Origin of the sequence: Methylocaldum sp. (assembly GCF_035627495.1) — a bacterium.
Taxonomy (GTDB): domain Bacteria; phylum Pseudomonadota; class Gammaproteobacteria; order Methylococcales; family Methylococcaceae; genus Methylocaldum.
The window spans coordinates 46,505-65,430 of sequence record NZ_DASPLO010000161.1 but is presented as its reverse complement, the minus strand read 5'-3'; the positions used below and the strand labels follow the sequence as shown (position 1 = coordinate 65,430).

General features: G+C 58.7%; 16 protein-coding genes. 7 read left to right on the top strand and 9 right to left on the bottom strand.

Annotated elements, in window-relative coordinates:
* Window positions 1-56 precede the first annotated feature (56 nt).
* The 3 genes from VEB01_RS14365 to VEB01_RS14355 all read left to right on the top strand — a co-directional run bounded on the left by VEB01_RS14365 (window position 57) and on the right by VEB01_RS14355 (window position 3,911).
* Window positions 57-575 carry a winged helix-turn-helix domain-containing protein gene (locus tag VEB01_RS14365; RefSeq protein ID WP_324876566.1) on the top strand — a complete coding sequence of 173 codons (519 nt, stop codon included), beginning with the start codon at window positions 57-59 and terminating at the stop codon, window positions 573-575.
* A gap of 126 nt (window positions 576-701) precedes the next feature.
* On the top strand, window positions 702-2,126 hold the full coding sequence (gene nhaD / locus VEB01_RS14360) for a sodium:proton antiporter NhaD (RefSeq protein ID WP_324876564.1): 1,425 nt from the start codon (window positions 702-704) through the stop codon (window positions 2,124-2,126).
* Between the two features lie 327 nt (window positions 2,127-2,453).
* Entirely contained in the window at window positions 2,454-3,911 is a 1,458-nt protein-coding gene (locus tag VEB01_RS14355) for a TrkH family potassium uptake protein (RefSeq protein WP_324876562.1), read from the top strand.
* Window positions 3,912-3,995: 84 nt separating this feature from the next.
* Here VEB01_RS14355 and VEB01_RS14350 read toward each other — a convergent pair whose 3' ends face one another.
* Both VEB01_RS14350 and VEB01_RS14345 read right to left on the bottom strand, forming a co-directional pair.
* A complete protein-coding gene (locus VEB01_RS14350) occupies window positions 3,996-6,002 on the bottom strand; it encodes a monovalent cation:proton antiporter family protein (protein ID WP_324876560.1) in 2,007 nt (668 codons plus the stop codon).
* 477 nt (window positions 6,003-6,479) lie between these two features.
* Window positions 6,480-6,965 carry a PepSY-like domain-containing protein gene (locus VEB01_RS14345; RefSeq protein ID WP_324876558.1) on the bottom strand — a complete coding sequence of 162 codons (486 nt, stop codon included), beginning with the start codon at window positions 6,963-6,965 and terminating at the stop codon, window positions 6,480-6,482.
* 216 nt (window positions 6,966-7,181) lie between these two features.
* On the opposite strand from VEB01_RS14345, the gene VEB01_RS14340 reads away from it, so the two are divergent.
* Window positions 7,182-9,014 carry a trans-sulfuration enzyme family protein gene (locus VEB01_RS14340; protein ID WP_324876556.1) on the top strand — a complete coding sequence of 611 codons (1,833 nt, stop codon included), beginning with the start codon at window positions 7,182-7,184 and terminating at the stop codon, window positions 9,012-9,014.
* Between the two features lie 92 nt (window positions 9,015-9,106).
* Window positions 9,107-9,448, top strand: a complete 342-nt coding sequence (locus tag VEB01_RS14335) for a hypothetical protein (protein ID WP_324876554.1) — start codon at window positions 9,107-9,109, stop codon at window positions 9,446-9,448.
* 133 nt (window positions 9,449-9,581) lie between these two features.
* On the opposite strand, the gene VEB01_RS14330 is transcribed toward VEB01_RS14335, so the two are convergent.
* Entirely contained in the window at window positions 9,582-10,178 is a 597-nt protein-coding gene (locus tag VEB01_RS14330) for a hypothetical protein (protein WP_324876552.1), read from the bottom strand.
* A 674-nt stretch (window positions 10,179-10,852) separates the two neighbouring features.
* Here VEB01_RS14330 and glgC point away from each other — a divergent pair.
* Window positions 10,853-12,076, top strand: coding sequence for a glucose-1-phosphate adenylyltransferase (gene glgC, locus VEB01_RS14325; protein WP_324876550.1), 1,224 nt, complete (start codon window positions 10,853-10,855; stop codon window positions 12,074-12,076).
* A 25-nt stretch (window positions 12,077-12,101) separates the two neighbouring features.
* On the opposite strand, the gene VEB01_RS14320 is transcribed toward glgC, so the two are convergent.
* Together VEB01_RS14320 and VEB01_RS14315 are read right to left on the bottom strand one after the other, a co-directional pair.
* A complete protein-coding gene (locus VEB01_RS14320; RefSeq protein WP_324876548.1) occupies window positions 12,102-12,785 on the bottom strand; it encodes a methyltransferase family protein in 684 nt (227 codons plus the stop codon).
* 132 nt (window positions 12,786-12,917) lie between these two features.
* Complete coding sequence (locus VEB01_RS14315) at window positions 12,918-15,401, bottom strand: transporter substrate-binding domain-containing protein (protein WP_324876546.1); 2,484 nt, start codon at window positions 15,399-15,401, stop codon at window positions 12,918-12,920.
* Window positions 15,402-16,315: 914 nt separating this feature from the next.
* Here VEB01_RS14315 and lgt point away from each other — a divergent pair.
* The gene (lgt, locus tag VEB01_RS14310) at window positions 16,316-17,116 is read left to right on the top strand and encodes a prolipoprotein diacylglyceryl transferase (RefSeq protein ID WP_324876544.1); all 801 of its coding nucleotides are present in this window, start codon (window positions 16,316-16,318) and stop codon (window positions 17,114-17,116) included.
* A gap of 215 nt (window positions 17,117-17,331) precedes the next feature.
* Here lgt and VEB01_RS14305 read toward each other — a convergent pair whose 3' ends face one another.
* The 4 genes from VEB01_RS14305 to tusD are packed head-to-tail and all read right to left on the bottom strand — an operon-like array spanning window position 17,332 to window position 18,726.
* Window positions 17,332-17,661: a TusE/DsrC/DsvC family sulfur relay protein gene (locus tag VEB01_RS14305; RefSeq protein WP_324876542.1), complete on the bottom strand. Its 330-nt coding sequence runs from the start codon at window positions 17,659-17,661 to the stop codon at window positions 17,332-17,334.
* Window positions 17,662-17,664: 3 nt separating this feature from the next.
* Window positions 17,665-17,973 carry a sulfurtransferase complex subunit TusB gene (gene tusB, locus VEB01_RS14300; RefSeq protein ID WP_324876540.1) on the bottom strand — a complete coding sequence of 103 codons (309 nt, stop codon included), beginning with the start codon at window positions 17,971-17,973 and terminating at the stop codon, window positions 17,665-17,667.
* Window positions 17,973-18,332, bottom strand: coding sequence for a sulfurtransferase complex subunit TusC (tusC, locus tag VEB01_RS14295; RefSeq protein ID WP_324876538.1), 360 nt, complete (start codon window positions 18,330-18,332; stop codon window positions 17,973-17,975). Before tusC ends, tusB begins: the two co-directional genes overlap by 1 nt.
* Before the next feature lie 4 nt (window positions 18,333-18,336).
* A complete protein-coding gene (gene tusD, locus VEB01_RS14290) occupies window positions 18,337-18,726 on the bottom strand; it encodes a sulfurtransferase complex subunit TusD (protein ID WP_324876536.1) in 390 nt (129 codons plus the stop codon).
* Window positions 18,727-18,926 lie beyond the last annotated feature (200 nt).

The following is an 18,926-nucleotide window of genomic DNA, read 5'->3' as shown; positions in this document are numbered from 1 at the left end:
TTCGGCCCGAAGCGCCAAACCGGATCTCGTGATTCTCGACTTGGGGCTTGCCGGACATGGACGGCGTGGAAGTGGTCGAGCGGCTAAGGAAACGCACCCAAATCCCCCTCATCATTCTATCGGCCCGAAATCACGAGACCGATATCACCCAAGCGCTAGACGTCGGAGCGGACGATTACCTGACCAAACCCTTCAGCACGGCGGAACTCGTGGCACGCATCCGGGCGCTGCTGCGGCGTGCCCTCCAGCGGCCGTGGGGGCCGCCCCGCGATATATTTCAAGTGGGGGAGCTAAAGGTCGAACTGACCCGGCGAAAAGTATTTCTCGCGGAGCGCGAAATCCATCTCACGCCCATCGAATACCGCTTGCTGACCGCTTTGATCGCGCATGCGGGGCTGGTGGTCACCCACCGGCAGTTGCTGAACGAGGTGTGGGGCCCGGCCCAGATCGAGCACAGCCACTACGTCCGGATTTACATGGGGCAGCTTCGGCACAAATTGGAAGCAGACCCGGCGCGACCCCGTTATCTCCTGACGGAAGCCGGCGTGGGATACCGCCTGTGCGACGAAGATTGATCGATGATCCGGCGCGGGAGGCAAAACCCGGCCCCTGCCCGTGCGGTTCGGGAAATCGGGAAAGACATGCAAACAAGCGGGGTACCTACCTTGTCGTCAACCTTCCAGCGGCTTAGACGCAATACCATGAAAATGAATTGGCTTTTGATTGTGCTCACCGCTTTGCCCGGCTTGGCCCTGGCCGCGGAGGAAACCGGCGTTATCCCGCCAACGCCGCTGGACCTGACCCGACACCTCATCGGTTATCTCGCCGTCGCCATCACGGTTCTGGCTTACGTCACCGCGATGTCCGAGGAGGTGATCGAACTCCGGAAATCGAAGCCCATGGTTCTGGGGGCGGCTCTCGTCTGGTTCGCAGTCTGCATCCATTACGCGATGCAGGGGGAAGCCGAGATCGCCGTGAAGGCATTCGAGAGCAACCTGCTCGCCTATGCCGAACTCCTGTTGTTCATCCTGGTGTCCATGACGTATCTGAACGCCATGGAGGATCGCGGCATCTTCGATGGACTCCGCATCTGGCTGCTGAACCGGGGCTATAGCTATCGGCAACTGTTCTGGATTACGGGCGGGCTGGCCTTTGTCATTTCGACCGCGGTCAGCGGCCTCGCGGTCGGCCTGCTGATGGGCGCGGTCGCGGCGGCCGTGGGCAAGAGCAAACCCCAGTTCGTGGCCCTGTCCTGCGTCAACATCGTCGTGGCTACCAATGCTGGCGGTTCCTTCAGTCCTCTGGGCGGCATCTCGACTCTGTTCGTCTGGCAGGCAGCCGTCGTGGCCTTCCAGGACTTTCTCTCCCTGGCGCTGCCCTGCCTGGTCAACTTCCTGGTGCCGGCTGCGGTCATGCACTTTTTCGTCCCGAAAGAAACGCCCCCGGTTTTGCAGCGGCAAATCGTCCTCCGGCGGGGCAGCAAACGAATCGTGGCTCTCTTTGCCATCACCCTGATCATCACCGTCTGTTCCGATGTGTTTCTGAAGCTGCCACCCGCCGCCGGCATGATGGCAGGGCTGGCCTTGTTGCAGTTCTTCAGTTTTTACCTGTCGCGGACGGCCCTGGAAGCGGACGGCTCCGACCGGTTGGGCGAACCGCGGCCAGCCGACTGGCTGGACGATCGGGAGTACGACATTTTCCAGAAGATCGGCAACCTGGAATGGGACACGCTGCTGTTCTTCTACGGAGCGATGATGATGATCGGCGCTTTGGGGTTCGTCGGCTACCTGGACGCCATCGCCCAAACCCTGTTCGGGCAGATCAACCCGACCCTGGCGAACATCTTGATCGGGCTGTCTTCGGCTTTCGTCGATAACGGAACCCTGATGTTCGCGGTGCTGAGCATGCACCCCGATATCCCCTTGGGCCAATGGCTGCTGCTGACGCTGACCTTGGGGGTCGGCGGCAGCCTCCTGGCGATCGGCTCCGCCCCCGGCGTAGGGCTGCTCGGACAGATCAAGGGCACTTACACCTTCGGCTATCACCTGCGCTGGTTCCCGGTGATCCTGCTCGGCTATTTCGCCAGCATCGCCGTGCATTTCTGGGTCAACGCTCGCTATTTCTAACGAGCCCGTAAGCTCCGGAAGCCCTATACTAATCGGTTACCGGTAGCGAGATGTCGTATGCCGAGATCGACTCTTTGTGACTTTAACGACAGATACGGCGATGCCGTTCTCTTTCGTCTTTACAAGTTCGGAATGCTGCTTTTCACGCTTAGTTTTGGCCATCGTTGTGGAGAAAACGGGGTGATCACGCTTGCTTGTGGACACCAAAAATACACGAAGTCGATGTAGAAAAAATAATGTACCCCCCATTGGCCATCGCAAAAGCTTTTTGCTACCGTCTGGCGTTTTTGCCTGTGCGTTAACTTTAAGAACAAAAGCCATCTCACAATGATTAGATTTCTGTCGCTCGTCAGGGTTTTCGGGCTGATGCTAATGGTTTTCAGCATCACCTACGCGCTGCCTATTGTGACGTCGCTCATCTACCGGGACGGTACGGGGACACTTTTCATGGAGGATATGCTGCTCACATTCGGGGCGGGCGGATTTTTGTGGAGCACAACGAGGAAATTTCAGCGCGAATTGAAAGCCAAGGAAGGATTCTTGTTGGTGGTGCTCGCTTGGACGGGAATGGCCGCGTTCTCGACGTTTCCCTTAATATCTTACCTAAGAGATTTATCCTTTACCGATGCTTACTTCGAAGCCATGTCCGGACTCTCCACCACCGGAGCGACGGTCCTGGTAGGACTGGATCAACTACCGCCTGCCATTAATTTATGGCGACATGAACTCAACTGGCTGGGCGGCATGGGAATTATTGTATTGGCGGTGGCGATTCTCCCCGTTCTCGGCGTAGGTGGCCGCCAGCTGTTTATGGCCGAAACACCGGGACCGATGAAGGATACCAAGCTGACGCCTCGCATCACCGAGACAGCCAAGAATCTGTGGCTGGTGTATGCCGGGATCACAGCCGCGTGTATTCTCGCCCTGAAGCAAGCCGGAATGAGCTGGTTTGACGCCATCTGTCATGCTTTCTCCGCCATGGGACTAGGGGGGTTTTCAACACACGACGCCAGTATCGGCTATTTCAACTCACCGGAAATCGAAACGGTACTGATCATATTCATGCTCATTGCGGGCATGAACTTCGCCACTCATTTCTTAGCCATCCGCAGCAAGAGCTTTAGCCCCTACAAACATGATATTGAGGCAATGCCTTATCTGGTGCTGGTTCTAAGCAGTTGCTTGGGCATCGCCCTTTATCTTTGGCAATCGGGAACCTATTCGGATTATTGGACTGCCCTCCGTCATGCCAGCTTTAATCTGGTATCCATTGCTACCGACTGCGGCTATGCCAGTGTCGACTTCAACCAGTGGCCGATCTTTGCCCCGCTGTGGATGCTCTTCGTGAGTTGCATCGCCGCGTGCACCGGATCCACCGGCGGCGGCATTAAGATGATACGAACCCTGATTTTGGTCAAACAAAGCCAGCTCCAGATGTTTCTGCTGACGCACCCCACTGCTGTCAATCCGCTCAAACTCGGCAATATGGTCATTCGGTCGCCGATCGTCCTATCGGTGCTCGGATTCATCTTTGTTTATTTCATGAGCATCGTCATTCTGACCTTACTGCTCGTCATCAGCGGCCTGGATTTCCTATCGTCATTCTCCGCCATTATTGCGTGCATCAACAATGCCGGTCCCGGATTAGGGGAAGTGGGGCCCGCCACCAATTACAGCGCGTTAACCGATTCTCAGACATGGATTTGCACGTTGGCCATGTTTCTCGGTCGGATCGAGGTGTTCACCGCATTGGTCCTGTTCACCCCCGCCTACTGGCGCAAGTAAGCATCGCCGACCGACCGGGCAAGAATGCTTGGCCTTCATGGCCGGAATCCGCCGCACATGGCCAGGCGGATGCGTACAGCCGGTTCAGCCCTCGCCAGCATTGGGCACGGCCAGCAAACGCTCCAGGGTCTCCACCTGTTCCGGATTTCCGAGCAGGCCGATGCGATCCCCTGGTAGTAATTGAGTATGGGTGGACGGGTTCACCAGGAGTTCGTTCTTGCGCTTGATGGCCACCAGAGTCGCGCCGGTTCGGGCTCGGAACGCGGCCTCGCCCACCGTCTGCCCGGCGATGGAACTATCCAAGGGTATTTTTCGCCAGGCGATGTCGATCAATTCGTGAGCGTCGAGCAGATCCCTCAGCAGTGCATGCTCCCCCTGCGCCTTGACCAGAGCATCGTAATGCTCGCGGCGCACCGTGTCCGCGTAACGCCGGACTTCATGCAAGGGAAAGCCCAGTTGCAGCAGCGTGTGGCGGACCACCTGCAAGCTGCCTTCCAATTCCGGATGAATCACAAGTTGTGCGCCCAACTCGGAAAGCCGCTTTACGCCGGCCCGCGTGGCGGCCCGGGCAATGATCGGGAGGTCCGGGGCAATGTCTCCGGCGGCTGCAACCGTCAACTGGGTAGCGGCCTCTTCGGGCAAGGTAATCACGAGCAGGCGAGCGCGGTCCAGCGCCGCATGGAGAAGAACGTCCGAATTGGCCGTGTCGCCCAAGAGCGTTGGAACGCCCCGTTTCGACAACCGTTCTATCCGATGGATGCGGGAATCGATCACTAAATAGGGAATCCCCAGTTCGCCCATGACGTCTACGATGTGCGAGCCGACCCGTCCGTAGCCCACGACCACCACATGATCGGCCACGGAATCCTCCACGGGGGTTTGCGTCGATCCGTGCCGATTCAGCCATCGCCATAATGGCCGGATGGCCCGCAAACTGCGCTGCAGTGGATCGACCGCATGCAGCATGAGCGGATTAACGATGATGGATAGCAATGCGGCCGCCAGAATCGTCGAATGTTGCCCCTCGTTCAGAAACCCAAGACGCAGTCCGGTCTGATCCAGAATGAAGGAAAATTCGCCAATCTGGCAGGAGCCCGCCGCCACGACCAGGGCGGTACTGGCCGGACGGGGGAACGGCAAGACCCAGAGCCCGGAGACGATGAACTTCCCGAAAACCACCAGACTGGTGAGGATCAGGACCGGTTCGAGGTGCTCCAACAGAAAGCCCGGATCCAGGAGCATGCCGATGGACACGAAGAACAGGACGGAAAAGGCTTCCCGGAACGGCAGGAGGTCGGACGCGATGCGATGACTGAGAGGCGATTCGCTGACCACCGCCCCTGCGACGAAAGCGCCCAGAGCCAACGAAACGCCGAACAACTGCGACGCACCCAAGGCGATCCCCAGGGAGATGGCCAGGACCGCCAGAATGAAAAGCTCGCGCGAGCGGGTGTGGGCCACCCGCAGCAGCAGCCAGGGAATGAAGCGTTTCCCCACGAACAGCATTAACACTAGGAAGCCCAGGGCAGACAGCAGGGCGAGGCCGAGGGTGTGCCAATCCACGGGCTTTCCGGTATCGGCCAGGTTGGGCATGATCATGATCATCAGGACGGTGGCGATGTCTTCCATGACGCGCCAACCGACCGCGACTTGCCCGTCCGGGGTATTGAGCCAGCCGCGGTCCATGAATCCGCGCAGCATGACGATGGTGCTCGCGATGGACAGCACCAGCCCCAGCACCAGCCCGGATATCGGCGTCCAGCCCCAGTACTGGCTCAGGCCGAAGCCCAGGGCCAGCATGGTCAGCATTTGCCCCAGCGTTCCCACAATGGCGATATCGCGCACTTTCCACAGATCGGCAAAGGAAAAATGCAGGCCGACGCCGAACATCAGGAAGACGATGCCCAACTCGGCCAACTGGTTGATGGTTTCGGCATCGGCAAAATACCCCGGTGTAAAGGGGCCGATGACGACGCCCACCAATAAATAACCCACGATGGTAGGCAGGCCGATGCGTTGAACGAACAGCCCTCCTAGAAAGGCCAAGCTCAATGTAGCGGCGATGTTTTCGAGCAAACTCAGGTTGTGCATACGGTATGTGGGGTTACATGGCGACGATCAACGGATAAGCCTTGGAAGCTGTTTAGAACCCTACTCCGCGGGCATGATCCCCTAGTGCGGGCGGTGCTCGGCCTCTTCAAGCACGCCGTGTATCCTCCACGCCGACCGCCTCCTGTTCTGAGCCTGTCGAAGGGCCGCTCATCACGGTTTCCAAACAGCTCTTACGCGCCATTATATGGAAGGATGAGATTTGAGCGCTGTCTGAAAAGTTCATCGGGCAGCGGCGAAACGCCTCGCCATCAGTTTGAAATCTAGGCCGGTTGTAGCTTCGCGGAAACCCTGCCACTACGGCTCGCAAAGCCGGATTTCGTGCCTTAGCCCAGCCTCGCTTTTGATGTACCCGGTCCCCTCTCGCCTTTGGGTTAGGATATCGAAACAGGATTTCCGCTTTAAAGAACGGTTCGGCTCGATCGTCCGGACGTTCAAAATCTTGATCCAATAAACGCCTTAGCGCTGTTTGGGCTTTACATCGCTTTCCTGGATATTTCCATTAAGGTCGAGCTCAACCTCTCTTTCGCGCTTACCCTCTTTAATTTGGACCTCATAGCCGATTACTTTTCCATCCGTATTGCTGACCTCGAATACCTCATCCACCTTGGCTTTTGGATAACGCTGCTTTACCGTTTGCATGACCGGCTCAGGTAACTCGCTGGTCTTAATAGTTCGCTCGGTTTCCACGAGCGTGCCGTCAGCACGGTACACTTCGTCGATTTTTTGGCCGTCATCGGTGAAGTCGATTTCATAAGCCGCCTCCCCATCGACCGTTTCTTCTTCGTACTTGATGTTTTTGGCATTCGGATGGGCTTTTTGAAATGCCGTGAACACCGCCTGGGGCACTTTGCTCTTGTTCAACGGCTTTTCTTTAGCGACCGCCATTCCGGATTCAAGGACCACAGCGCCGATAACGGCCGCGATTAAGATGGATCTTTTCATGGTATTCCCTCACTCATGTTGGTTCCATATTCGTTTATACACTAATGTTGGACGGCCTCGTAAGATCGGATACTTACGGATAAAGGTCCCGGAACACGCCATTCCGGCTCAGAAGAGCGCGGACAACAGTACTCTACGTGAGCGGATCGGCAACAGAGGCCATTTATTAGGTCTAATGATTGGCTAAGGTTGATTCATAGGAAGAGAGCCGGATTTATGAACAGCATTAAATTAGACCTGCCTCCGGAACTGTCTGGGCTAACGCAACCGAGCGATGCGCCGGAGAATATCGATCATCTGCGCGCCCTCTCGCCGCGGCGGAAATCCACGGCGGCCCGCTCGATCGATGAACTGGTTAACGAACAGCTCGCCCATTTCGGCATCGACCCCAATACGGCTTTCGGCGAAACGCTGGCGCGTGTATCGCGCCGAATGTACGAGAGCTACGCCGACATCGACCGGTTGTGGGTCGAGACGGCGCAGAGCATTCAGAGCCTGGATCGCTCCGACCGGATCGCCTATTTCAACGCCAAGAAATTCCTCTCGTTTCAACTGGCGAAGCTGCTCGATACCTTGCAGAACCCGAATCGCCGCAGTTATCAGAGCCTGAATTACAGCGCCGCGACGATCACCAGCAAGGGCCCCTACAGCGTCTTCGACAACGTCGCGGCGATCTTCTCCGCCAATCCGGTCATCACGCGCACAGCGACGTATATCTATGCGTGCGCCGAGTGGATCGAAGATGCCTTCCAGGGCAAGGAACTGCTGCTGGAAATCTACTCGCGGCTGCTCAATCCGACCTCGGTCGCATTAGCCAACCACATCGTCGATCTCGAGGCCGGCCCCTACGCCCGCGAATATTTCGCCTGGAACTTCAACAGCGGGATGGCCGCCATCGACGGAATGCTGTCGCATGTCCTGGGGCGCGGCGACATCCTGATCGCCAGCCGTAATATCTACGGCGGGACCCATCAGCTCATTCACGACTGGTTCGCCAAACCCGCCAATCTGGACATTGCCGTCGAGACCTTCGACGGCTACACCGTCGCCGATTTTCTGAACGGCTGGCAACACGCCCTCAGCCGGTACGGCGACCGCTTCGCGGCCGGCCGGCAAGCCTACGTCTACCTCGAATCGCCCTGCAACCCGCATGGGTATGTCTTGGACGTGCCCGCGATCTGCCGGGAAGCGCATCGGCTCGGCCTGCGCGTCATTCTCGACGCGACTGTCGGCACGCCCTTCCTCCACACACCGCTGCAGCGGGAAGATCCCACGGAGCGCCCGGATTTCGTCATCCACAGCTACACGAAAGATCTCTCCGGCAGCGGATCGGTCATCGCCGGCGTCGTCATCGGGCGCAACGAGGACATGTTCATTCCCAAGGGCGAAACGATGAACGGCGTTCATTGGAACGAGACGCTGTTCTGGAACGTGTATTACGTCAAAGGCACATTCCTCAACGCCGACGCGGCTTTCGACGTGCTCCAGGGCCTGCGCACCCTCGACGTGCGCATGCTGAAGAAGTGCATCAACACGCAGATACTCGCGCAGTTTTTGGCCGCCCATCCGAACATTACGGTTCACTGCAACGCACTTCCCGGCGATCCGAACAGCGAAATCATGAAAAAGACCATGGCAGTCGGATTGCCCGCGCCGCTGTTCACCGTGGATATGGGCGATCTGCCGCCGGATGCCTTTCAGAGATTCTTCGACAACCTCTCGCCGACCTTCGGCCATATGATCAGCCTCGGTCAGAGCAACACGATCGTGGCATGCCCGGCCCTGACGACGCATTCGGAGCTGGACGAACAAGCGCTGCGCGACTGCGGCATCTCGCGGACCACCATCCGTATCGCTGTCGGCGACGAGGACCCCATGGATCTGATCCTGCATCTGGTCAGCACGGCGCGGCTGACAATCGATCCGGTCGTGGCCGGTTTCTCGCAAGGCTTCGAGCCCCTGTCGGCGGCGCGTAAAATGGTGAAAACGACGTATCTGGAAGCGCACCGGAGATACATCGAGGCGAAAACAGCTCAAAGCCCCGAGTGAAACACGGCCGGGCGATCGGGGCCTACCCGAGAACATTTCGCCCGCCAGCCGAATCCAAAAGACATCGAGGCTTAGCACGAGGGCGCAAATCCATGAAAAAGCGGCTGGGTATGGTGTGCTTCGTTTCCGGACTGATGGGTTGCGCCCACTCGATGTCGAAGCCGACCGCAAGGTCCATTTATTTGGCCAGCGGCGAGCCGGCGTATCAGATCACCTGCGAAGAGCAAGGTCTCGCGAAAGATAGTTGCTATAGGAAGGCCGGCGACCTCTGCGGGACGCGGGGGTATGACGAAGTCGCTTTAGGCGATGAACGGCAGATGAATGAAATTCTCGATATGGTGACGGGAGCGATCCGGCAAGGAAAAACTGCGCCCATCGTTAAGAAAACAATCGTGATCCGGTGCAAACGCCCATCGATCGGAGATCGAGTGTAGCGGAGATGATGCATGTAGCGCAGCCACTGTCGCGTCTACGGTAAAGTGGCGCATGGCTCTGCGGGAGCGGGCTTTAGCCCGCGACCGGGGGGCTGCGCAAAATCGCGGGCTAAAGCCCGCTCCCGCAACCCCTCTAGCGCTCATCAAACCCTTCATCCCGGCGCCGATGGCGAACAAGGCGGCGCGACGCGGATTTTGCGGGCTTCGCTTCGATCACGCGCTCAAGCTGCGGCGCCGCACTCGGGGCAGTCTTCTTCTGATACGCCAGGGATTCCTGCCGGCTGCGAATTAGATAACCCGCTACCGCACCGCCGGCGGTGGCGAAGGTCAGCAAGCCCACCGTCACAAACTCGATGGCCAGCAGAATCGCCCCGATACTCAGGAGACCGAAGAGTCCGAAGCCCAGTTTGACGTTGGCTCTGCGCTGGGCGCGGCTCACTTCCCGGACAAGTCGCTGATGGGTCTCCTCGAGCGTCGCCCGTTTGTCGGTTTCGGCGGCAACCAGAAGGTTCTCGCGCTCGCGGGCAAAGCTATTCCGGGCATCGGCCAGCGCATCTTTCTTCACGTGATCGGCGATGGACCCGAACCATAAGGCGATCAGGACCGTAATGATAAGGGCAAGTAAGCCGAGGGGAAGCCAGTTCGCCTCGGCGGAAGCGCTTCTCGCCGCCATCACCAGACCGACCGTCGCCACTTGCACGACGAGGATTCCGGGCAGAAACCTGAACATGGACATCGCGTTGACACCTCGGGATATTATTGGATCGGCAGAAGACTTGGCCTTGGAGTCCTGTACCGGTTAAAGCGTTCCTTGAGCATGGCCTGGCTGAGCCGTGCCAAAAGCGCCGTATTTACGAAGTGCCGCATCGTGGCGGAAATAGCCGACAAGATCCAGCCTAAATCCGTGTTCAATACTTCCCTCATCCAAGGAGTCTTCGGCACAGGATAGCCGACCTACGACTGCTCCGATCACGGATGGTAGGCCGGGATAAGCCTGTCCTGAGCCCCGTCGAAGGGGCGCCAGCCGTTCCCGGCGCTCGACGGACGAAAGCGCCGGATACGCTTCGCTTAATCCGGCCTACATTTTGGGCCAAAAAACCCGCATGTGGGTCAAGCGACCCAGTCCACGCCGCTAAACCGTGATGAAAAACGCTCTAAAGCGGCCCTACGGGTTATTTCCGCCGAAACATACGGTGCTCGGCGCGACAAAACGGAATAAAAACACAATCTGAGTAAAATCAGCGAATCAGTGGCAATGAGAACAACAGCAGAACCTTGAAGCTCATTGTCGCGTGAAGCGCGATTTCGCCCTCAGTAATCGCCCGTATTGCCATGGAAAGCGGGAAAGCAAACTATGTTCATTTCACCAATCCGGCTGTCCCACCAAGACAGCAGAGGTTCACAATGGCGATCCCCAAGGTCCTGGCCGTGGTTTTGGCTGGCGGTGAGGGCACCCGCCTCCTTCCGCTCACGGCTGAACGGTCGAAGCCGGCGGTGCCGTTCGGCGGACGTTATCGAATCGTGGATTTCGTGCTCAGTAACCTGGTCAATTCCGAAATCCATTCAATCTACCTGCTCGTCCAGTACAAGTCTCAATCGTTGATCGAGCATGTGCGCAGGGCCTGGTCGGTGTCCCATTTGATTGCCGGACATTTTGTCACGGTCGTGCCTCCCCAGATGCGCGACGGTCCGGACTGGTTCCAAAGCACCGCCGATGCGGTCCACCAGAACCTGGGGCTGATCGATCATCACCGTCCCGATGTGGTGGCGGTGTTCGGGTCCGATCACGTCTACCGCATGGACATCAATCAAATGGTCCGCTTTCATCTCGATCAAAACGCCGATGTCACCATCGCCGCTTTGCCCATGCCGCTGGAGCAGTGCTCCGCCTTTGGCGTTATCCGTCCCGACCACGCCGGCCGGGTGATGGAATTTCAGGAAAAGCCGGCACGGCCGAAGCCGATGCCCAGCGATCCCCATCGTGCTCTGGCCTCCATGGGCAACTACATCTTCAGCACCGAGGTACTGATCGACGCTCTTAGAGCCATTCAGCCACGCAGCGAACAGGATTTCGGGCGGGATGTCCTGCCGCGGCTGATCCGCACTCACCGGGTGTACGTTTACGATTTCACCTTGAATCAGGTTCCGGGGATCAAACCGTATGAAGAGCAGCCTTATTGGCGCGATGTCGGCACCATCGAAGCCTATTACGCGGCCCATATGGATATGCTGGGACTGGAGCCGCGCTTTGAAATTTTCAATCCGAGCTGGCCGATTTACTCCGATAATTATCTCGGACCGGACACCCGGATCATCGATGGCGAAATCCGGAACAGCATTCTCGGTGCGGGCACTATCATCCAGGGCGCCAGGATCAACCGCTCCGTAATTCGGCGCGAAGTGGTCGTCGAGCCGGACGCCGATATCGACGAGTGCATCATCATGGATTACACCATCATCGGCCGGGGTTCAAAGCTGCGCCGGACCATCGTCGATCGCTACAACATTATCCCACCCAACACCATCATCGGTGTTGGACGGTACCTCGATAAGAATCACCGTCCGGAAAACCCTTCCCGGATCACAATCGTACCGAAGGGCAAACGGGGATTAGATTTGGTTTATTAATTTGCTTGGCATGATTCTCCCCGGCTTACCAGAGAAACGGGACCAACCTGAACCGAACTCTTTCCGTATAGGCCTGGTAACCCTTCAGCTCCCGCCTCAGGAACGCTTCCTCGATCCGGATTCGCAGAACGAGCAGACCGATCGGAATGCCGGCCATCACGGCGGCGGCATACGATTCCAGCCACAAAGGCATGCCGACCAGCAGGGGTATGGCGCCCGTGAACATGGGATGGCGCACGACGCCGTACACGCCGGTGTCGATGACGGTTTGGCGCCGTTCTTTCTGATGCCTGACCACCGGCGCCGCGAACGGGTTCTCCCGGAGGGCCAGGGTAATGATCCACCAACCCGTGATGAACAGAACCAGCCCGAAAGACGCTACGATTATCCCGGGTTTGCCCATGAGGTGAAACCGGAACACGTCCAAGGGAATAAAAGCCAGCACGCCGTAGAACGCGGCGAGAAACAGAAGCAACACAATCCGATCCGCCAGCGGCTGTCCTTCCTGAATGGGAGACTTGAGGCGCTCCTCGAGCAACCCCGTGTTGCCCGGATAGAGACTCGCAATCGACCACACCGTTCCCAAGAAGATCACGGCCAGGAACAACCACGCGTGCGGCCAATCCAGCGTCCCCGCCGGTAGAAATAACAAGCCACCGAAGACGGCCATCTCGGCGATGATGCCCAGGATCAATTTGGCGAAAAGCATACGGGTTGTCGTCCGCCGTTAGGGAAGCTCTGATTAAGTCCTTCGATATGCTCAGGACGAACGGTAACGTATTGATTCCGTTCGTGGTGAGCTTGTCGAACCATGAACGGAATCAACTTGATCAGAGCTTCCTTAGGATCCGGAATCCGCCGTTTGCCGGCTCCGATTTGGACAGAACGGGGAATGAACGGTCGGATGGTCCGGCAAGCGCGGAAGGCGGATGACGAACTCGCTGCCCCTGCCGCGGCCTTCGCTGAAAGCCCGCACCTCACCGCCGTGCATCGCCACCAGGCGTTTGACCAGTGAGAGGCCAATCCCCAGGCCACCTTCGGCCCGGTCGATAGTGCGGTCCACCTGATAGAACAAATCGAACAGGTCCGACAGTGCCGTGGGATCAATGCCGCGGCCGCTATCGCGGACCCGGATGACGACATCGCCATCGGATGGTTCGACTGTCAATTCGATCTGCCCGCCCTCGTCGGTGTACTTGGCGGCGTTGTTGAGCAAGTTCGACACCACCTGCGCCAACCGGACCAGGTCGCCTTCGACGCGCACCGGTTCCGGCGGAAAATGCGCGGTGAATTGGTGCCGGCGGGCATCGATCAGCGGCCGGCTGGTCTCCACCGCCCGCTGCACGATGTCCGCCAGAGAAAGCGGTTCGTTCTTGAGTTCGATCTTGCCGCGGCTGATCCGGGAGACATCCAGGAGGTCGTCCACCAGTCGGGTCAAATGTTCCACCTGCCGATCGATCACATCCCGCGTCCACTGCAGCTTGGGATCTAAGGTCCCTAGTCTGCGCATGATTTGAACGGCGTTGCTGATCGGCGCCAGGGGATTGCGCAGTTCGTGGGCCAGCATGGCCAGGAATTCGTCCTTGCGCCGGTCGGCTTTGCGCAGCTCCTCTTCGGCGTGTTTGCGCTCGGTGATGTCGAGCACGTGTGCCACAAATCCCCGGACCCACCCCTCGGCGTCGCGGTCGGGGGAATAGGTCGCGTGAATCCAGCGCGTATCGCCTTCGGCGTAGGGTACTGGAATTTCGAAAGCGACCCGCTCTCCCGCCAGAGCTCTCTCGACATAGGGGGCGAGGGTTAGCCAAGCCGCCTCGCCGAGGACCCCCCGGATGTGACGCCCATACACCTGTTCACTGCTGTGGCCGAACCACTGCTCATAAGCCTTGTTGACGCGACGGTATCGGCAGTCGGTGTCGATGTAGGACATCAGGGCCGGCGCGTTGTCCATGGTCACCCGCAGCAGGTCGCGCGCTTCCTCCGCTTCCCATCGCGCCGCTTCCAATTCGGCCGTGCGCTCGGTTACGCGCCGTTCCAATGACGCATTGGCTTCGCGTAGCGCCTGCTTGGCCCGATTCATCTCGGTGACATCGATGCCTACCTCCATGATCATCGGAGAGCCGTCACTGTCGGCGAAGGGATAGTCGTGAATCTTGTAGTCACGGCCGTCCGGGCCGGTCCAGTCCCAATCGACTGCCGCGTCGGTCTTCAGTACCTTGAAGGTCTCGCATACCTCGCATGGCTCGCTGCGGTTGAACAGGTATTGGTAGCAGCGCCGACTGTGGGCCTTGCCGTAGCGCTCTTCGAAGAAGCGGTTGGCGAAGACCACCTGATAATCCTGCGACAGCAACATCACGTAAACGGGAAGCCCCTGCAGCACGTCATGCAGCCGCTGACGTTCCGCCTGCACGGCCGCGACGGCCTGGGCCAGTTCGGCGGTGCGTCGCGCCACCTGCCGGCGCAACTGCCAGGTCCACAGCCCCAGGAGTGCCAGCAGGACGGCAATAGCCCCTGCGCCCCAGACTGCATACTTAACCGGGAAGGTCGGGGTCTCGTAGATGCCGAGCCATTTTCTGTAGAGACGGTCGTATTCCCCGCTCGCCTTGACGATGGCTAGGCCCTGGTCGAGGCGGTCGCGCAGTTCGGTGTCGCCCTTGCGTACGGCGAAGCAGAACTCCCGCCGGTAATCCTTGAGCAGCGGACCGGCTTCGATGACCTCGCTTAGGCCAGCCATTTCCACCAGCATGTTTCCCTGCAAGCGCGGCGCCAGCACCGCGTCATGCTGTCCCGAAGCCAGCAGGCGAAAGCCGTCGGCCAGGCTGTCGACGATCACCAACTGATGGGTGAAACCGCGGCCAACAAGGGCGTGGTGAGCAGCATCCGAGCGCAGGACGATGATGCTCAGGGCGCGGGCCTGCCCGATGGAGTTAATGGGCGGGTGCTCCTTGCGGACGAAGAAGCTGTCATAGCCGATGGTGTGCGGTTGAGTGAATTCCACCTGTCCTTCACGTTCGTCCATCCGAGCGACCAGCGGCAGAGCATCGAGCTTGCCCGCTTTCAGATCTTGCCAGACGATGTCCCATCGGTCTGGATGGAACGTGATGGGAATGTCCATCGCCGCGGCAACTGCGGCGAAGAGTTCGACGGCGAAACCAGTCGGCTGGCCCTGCGCATCGACATCGACATAGGGCGGGAAGTCGATCTCCGCGCCAACGATGAGAGGACGGCCCGGCTCAGCCCGGGCGGAGCCGGGCAGACCTGAAACGATCAAGGCCAGCACGAGCGCAACGCGTACGCCCCATGGTCCGAGCCATATTCGAGAAAACACCTTCCCTTTCACCCTAGAAAGGGCAGTTGAATATGCCCGAGTGTGCGGTTGGCGGATCGGCCGGCAAGCCTGTCCTGAGCACCGTCGAAGGGGCACAACGACGCGCATGGTCATTCTCCGCAAAAGATGGCAACCGGATGCTGCACGTGATCACCCCGACGGTACTGTTCAGCCATGGCAGACAGTGAGCATGTTGTATTTCAAAAGGTCGAAGTCCTGTCTTGATAGTCTCACCCAATATTGCCGGACACGCCTGCCCGTCATCCTGCGGACGCACTCCGTGCGATCCAATTGGCGCAGACCGTCCTGGGTCTGCCCCCTCCGGGCGAACGTCGTTCGTCCCATTCTGCTCCCGGCGAATTTGTCCCAAAGACGAGAGGGGACCGGGTACGCCCACCTACGACGCTTCACTGATAGAGCGATTGCCCTGTTCTAAGTTCAAGGTCCGCTCTTCGTCGCATCCCGAAGCCCGTGAAACAATAGAAATTTCAATGGGCTTCGTCGTTCATGCTAGCTGGAGGATGCACTCGCGCCGAGGTGCAGTCAACTATGGAGAGGGAACGAAAGATGAGGTAGTACGTGGAAAAGGAGAAACCGGGAACCGCCGACGGGCTCTGATTCGATGGGGCTCAAGGGAATCGGCCGGACGGCGGACGAAATGGCGATCCGCACCGCCGCGGGCGAGACCGACCAGACCCTACTGATGCGCCGGGCCGGGCGACGCCAGGAACGCTAACCGGTCCTCATGCCGCCAATGCTGATCGGACCGCCCCCCGTTTCGACAGCTTTCTTTCGCCAGACGTGAAAACGCTCTCATTGACAAAGCGTGCCGAGCAGAAGAAATTTTCCTATCTGGACCGTCCGCCGGTCAGAGAGTATTTCATCAACCGCAACCACCGAGGGATATTTTCGCCATGCTGTGGGATATTTCTCCCGTCGCCTTCACCGTTTCCATAGGCTCTTTCCATCTTCCCGTCTACTGGTACGGGCTTTTCTTCGCCGCCACGTTTGTCTATGGAATGCTCGTGTTCCGCTACATGTTTCGGCGGGAGGGGCGGCCGGAGGACGAGGTTTACGACCTGGTGCTGTTCGTCCTCGCCGGGACCGTGATCGGGGCGCGTCTGGGCCATGTACTGCTCTACAATCCGGTGTTTTATCTGACACATCCGTGGAAAATCCTCGCCGTATGGGAAGGCGGGCTGGCCAGCCACGGCGCGGTGGTGGGTATTCTGGTCGGGGTCTGGATGTATTCCCGCCGGGCGACCGATCAATCCTTCTTCTGGGTATGCGATCGCATCGGCGTGACCGTGCCCTTGTCCGGCTGTCTGATCCGCATCGGCAATTTCTTCAATTCGGAAATTCTCGGTCACCCCGCCGATGTTCCCTGGGCGGTGATCTTCGCCCGCGTCGATTCCCTACCGCGCCATCCGGCGCAACTCTACGAGGCTTTCTGTTACCTATTGATTTTCCTGGTCCAGTTCCGTTTTTATCTCAGACACGGGAATAGAGTGCCGGCGGGTTATATGTTCGGGCGCTTTTTCATCCTGGTGTTCGGCGCCCGCTTCGTCCTGGAATTCTTCAAGGAAGGCCAGGCCGTTTTCGAGTCCGGCTGGGCGATTACCATGGGCCAATGGCTCAGCATTCCCGCGGTGCTGGTGGGCATTTGCCTGGTATGGCGGGCGTGGCGGTTGCAGCGGGTATCCGAGATAGGCTGAAACGGCGCGCCGTCATGGCGCCGGGCGTCGTCAGCGCAGCGAGCGGGCCGAGATGACCCAGCCTTTCATGCCCGCCATCGGCCAGCATCGCCACGGGAATCGGCCGTCAAAGTAATGGCCGAATCGGTGTTCCCGATCCGTTCCGGGGCGCGGATTCGATCCCGACACTTGGGATCGTTAACGGCAGGGGTGGGGCGGTGCCCACCCTGCCCACCTTAAATACACCCCGGCGGCTTGGGTAAACCTGCGATGAGGCACGCGTATTTGAGGGGACTCTCGGGGAACAGCCGATGCAGGTAGCGGGACGTGCCTTTTTCGTCTCCGAATTCCTTCTGCACCGCTTTGACGAACATGCGGGTGTTGGGAAGATGATGGAATTTAAAATAGTAGCCCCGGATGAACCGCACGATCTCCCAGTGCGCCTCGGTCAACGCGATGGGTATGCTTGCCGCCAGAACGGCGGCGACATGCTCGTTCCATGCGTTCGCATCGGCCAGAAATCCGCTTTCGGTCGTTTCCAAGCTTACGCCGTCCACTTCGATCATGGCTTAAAACCAGGATTGAATAGGCTGGTAGTCGGCGGTCAAATCGACGAATCCGACATAATCGACAACGCGAATTCCCTCGGCAATTTCGGATGTCTGTACCCCGCGAGCTTCTAGGTCTGGTCCCAAGGCATAAAACCTCAATTGTCCCATAGCCGGCCGGGTGACAGCCTCAAAACCCGCGCCTTTCACGGCGGCATAAACCGCATCCTCGATCAGCAGCACCGCATCGCCCATTCCCGCCCGAGCGAGACAGTGTTCCAGGGCACGGCTTTCGCCAGGCGAGCGGTTGACCAGGTGTAAAGTCGCCATTAGCAGGAGATCACGATGTCATGTCCCGCCGTCAATCCAGCGATTTCCCCCCGTTCCACGATACGAACCGGTATGGCTAGATCTTCGGCGTTCAAATGCCGCTCCTGTAAAGACTCCCGCTCCACCAGAATGTCCTCCACATCGTACAACGCTAAAGCCTCGAACATCGGCGCAACGGGTTTCAGCCCGCTCGCTCGGGGCTGCTGACCGTGTTTGAGGAGGAAAACGCCGTCATCGAGCATAAGAAGCCGCACGGTTTGGTCGAAGGCGGCGGCGGTCATGATCATGTCCAAGGATTCCCGAACCCTCACTGCGCCGGTTGGTCCGCGGCGCATAACGAATAGAAACTTCTTACGCACCGGTTCAGTCACCGAAAACCAACACGCGGTCGGCCTTCAAGCAGGCCTCCACCCATTGCCCCAGACCGCCGACGCGGAAGCCGTCCGCCACCACCGCGGCATCGCGATCCGTTGGTGCCGTTTCGTCCGAGGGCAGCAAGCCGCGCCGCTGGCCCGCCGAGATACAAAGAACCAGGTCGAGCCCGTAGTCGCCGGCCAAGGCGGACCATGCGGGAATCAAATGCCTGTCCTCCGCGGGCAATACATGGCGAACGCCGTTATGAACACCGTCATGATAAAAGAAGACGCGTACGATTTCGTGATCTTTATCCAACGCGGCTTTGATAAACTGGTAAGCCGTATGTGCCGCTTGAGAGTAAAAAGGTCCGGCGTTGACTTGAATGGCGTATTTCATCTCCTAACACTCTTCCGGAAACCGGTTCATCGAGCAATCGCACATCATCCTAGAAACGGCAATTGACCGCTTAGATGACTAGACTGTCCTATCTTCTACCCGCTTCACCGTTTGGGTGAAGCCACTACGCGCCCAAGTGTGCGACTACCGTTTCTAGGATCATGAATTCATCCGCGATCGCGCCGCGTACAGCGCAGAAA

Coding starts and splice junctions, on each gene's coding strand:
- tusD (WP_324876536.1), bottom strand. CDS start 18,726: ATGAAATACGCCATTCAAGTCAACGCCGGACCTTTTTACTCTCAAGCG.
- VEB01_RS14365 (WP_324876566.1), top strand. CDS start 57: ATGGACGGCGTGGAAGTGGTCGAGCGGCTAAGGAAACGCACCCAAATC.
- VEB01_RS14340 (WP_324876556.1), top strand. CDS start 7,182: ATGAACAGCATTAAATTAGACCTGCCTCCGGAACTGTCTGGGCTAACG.
- VEB01_RS14355 (WP_324876562.1), top strand. CDS start 2,454: ATGATTAGATTTCTGTCGCTCGTCAGGGTTTTCGGGCTGATGCTAATG.
- tusB (WP_324876540.1), bottom strand. CDS start 17,973: ATGGCGACTTTACACCTGGTCAACCGCTCGCCTGGCGAAAGCCGTGCC.
- glgC (WP_324876550.1), top strand. CDS start 10,853: ATGGCGATCCCCAAGGTCCTGGCCGTGGTTTTGGCTGGCGGTGAGGGC.
- VEB01_RS14350 (WP_324876560.1), bottom strand. CDS start 6,002: ATGCACAACCTGAGTTTGCTCGAAAACATCGCCGCTACATTGAGCTTG.
- nhaD (WP_324876564.1), top strand. CDS start 702: ATGAAAATGAATTGGCTTTTGATTGTGCTCACCGCTTTGCCCGGCTTG.
- VEB01_RS14345 (WP_324876558.1), bottom strand. CDS start 6,965: ATGAAAAGATCCATCTTAATCGCGGCCGTTATCGGCGCTGTGGTCCTT.
- VEB01_RS14335 (WP_324876554.1), top strand. CDS start 9,107: ATGAAAAAGCGGCTGGGTATGGTGTGCTTCGTTTCCGGACTGATGGGT.
- VEB01_RS14305 (WP_324876542.1), bottom strand. CDS start 17,661: ATGATCGAAGTGGACGGCGTAAGCTTGGAAACGACCGAAAGCGGATTT.
- VEB01_RS14330 (WP_324876552.1), bottom strand. CDS start 10,178: ATGTTCAGGTTTCTGCCCGGAATCCTCGTCGTGCAAGTGGCGACGGTC.
- VEB01_RS14320 (WP_324876548.1), bottom strand. CDS start 12,785: ATGCTTTTCGCCAAATTGATCCTGGGCATCATCGCCGAGATGGCCGTC.
- lgt (WP_324876544.1), top strand. CDS start 16,316: ATGCTGTGGGATATTTCTCCCGTCGCCTTCACCGTTTCCATAGGCTCT.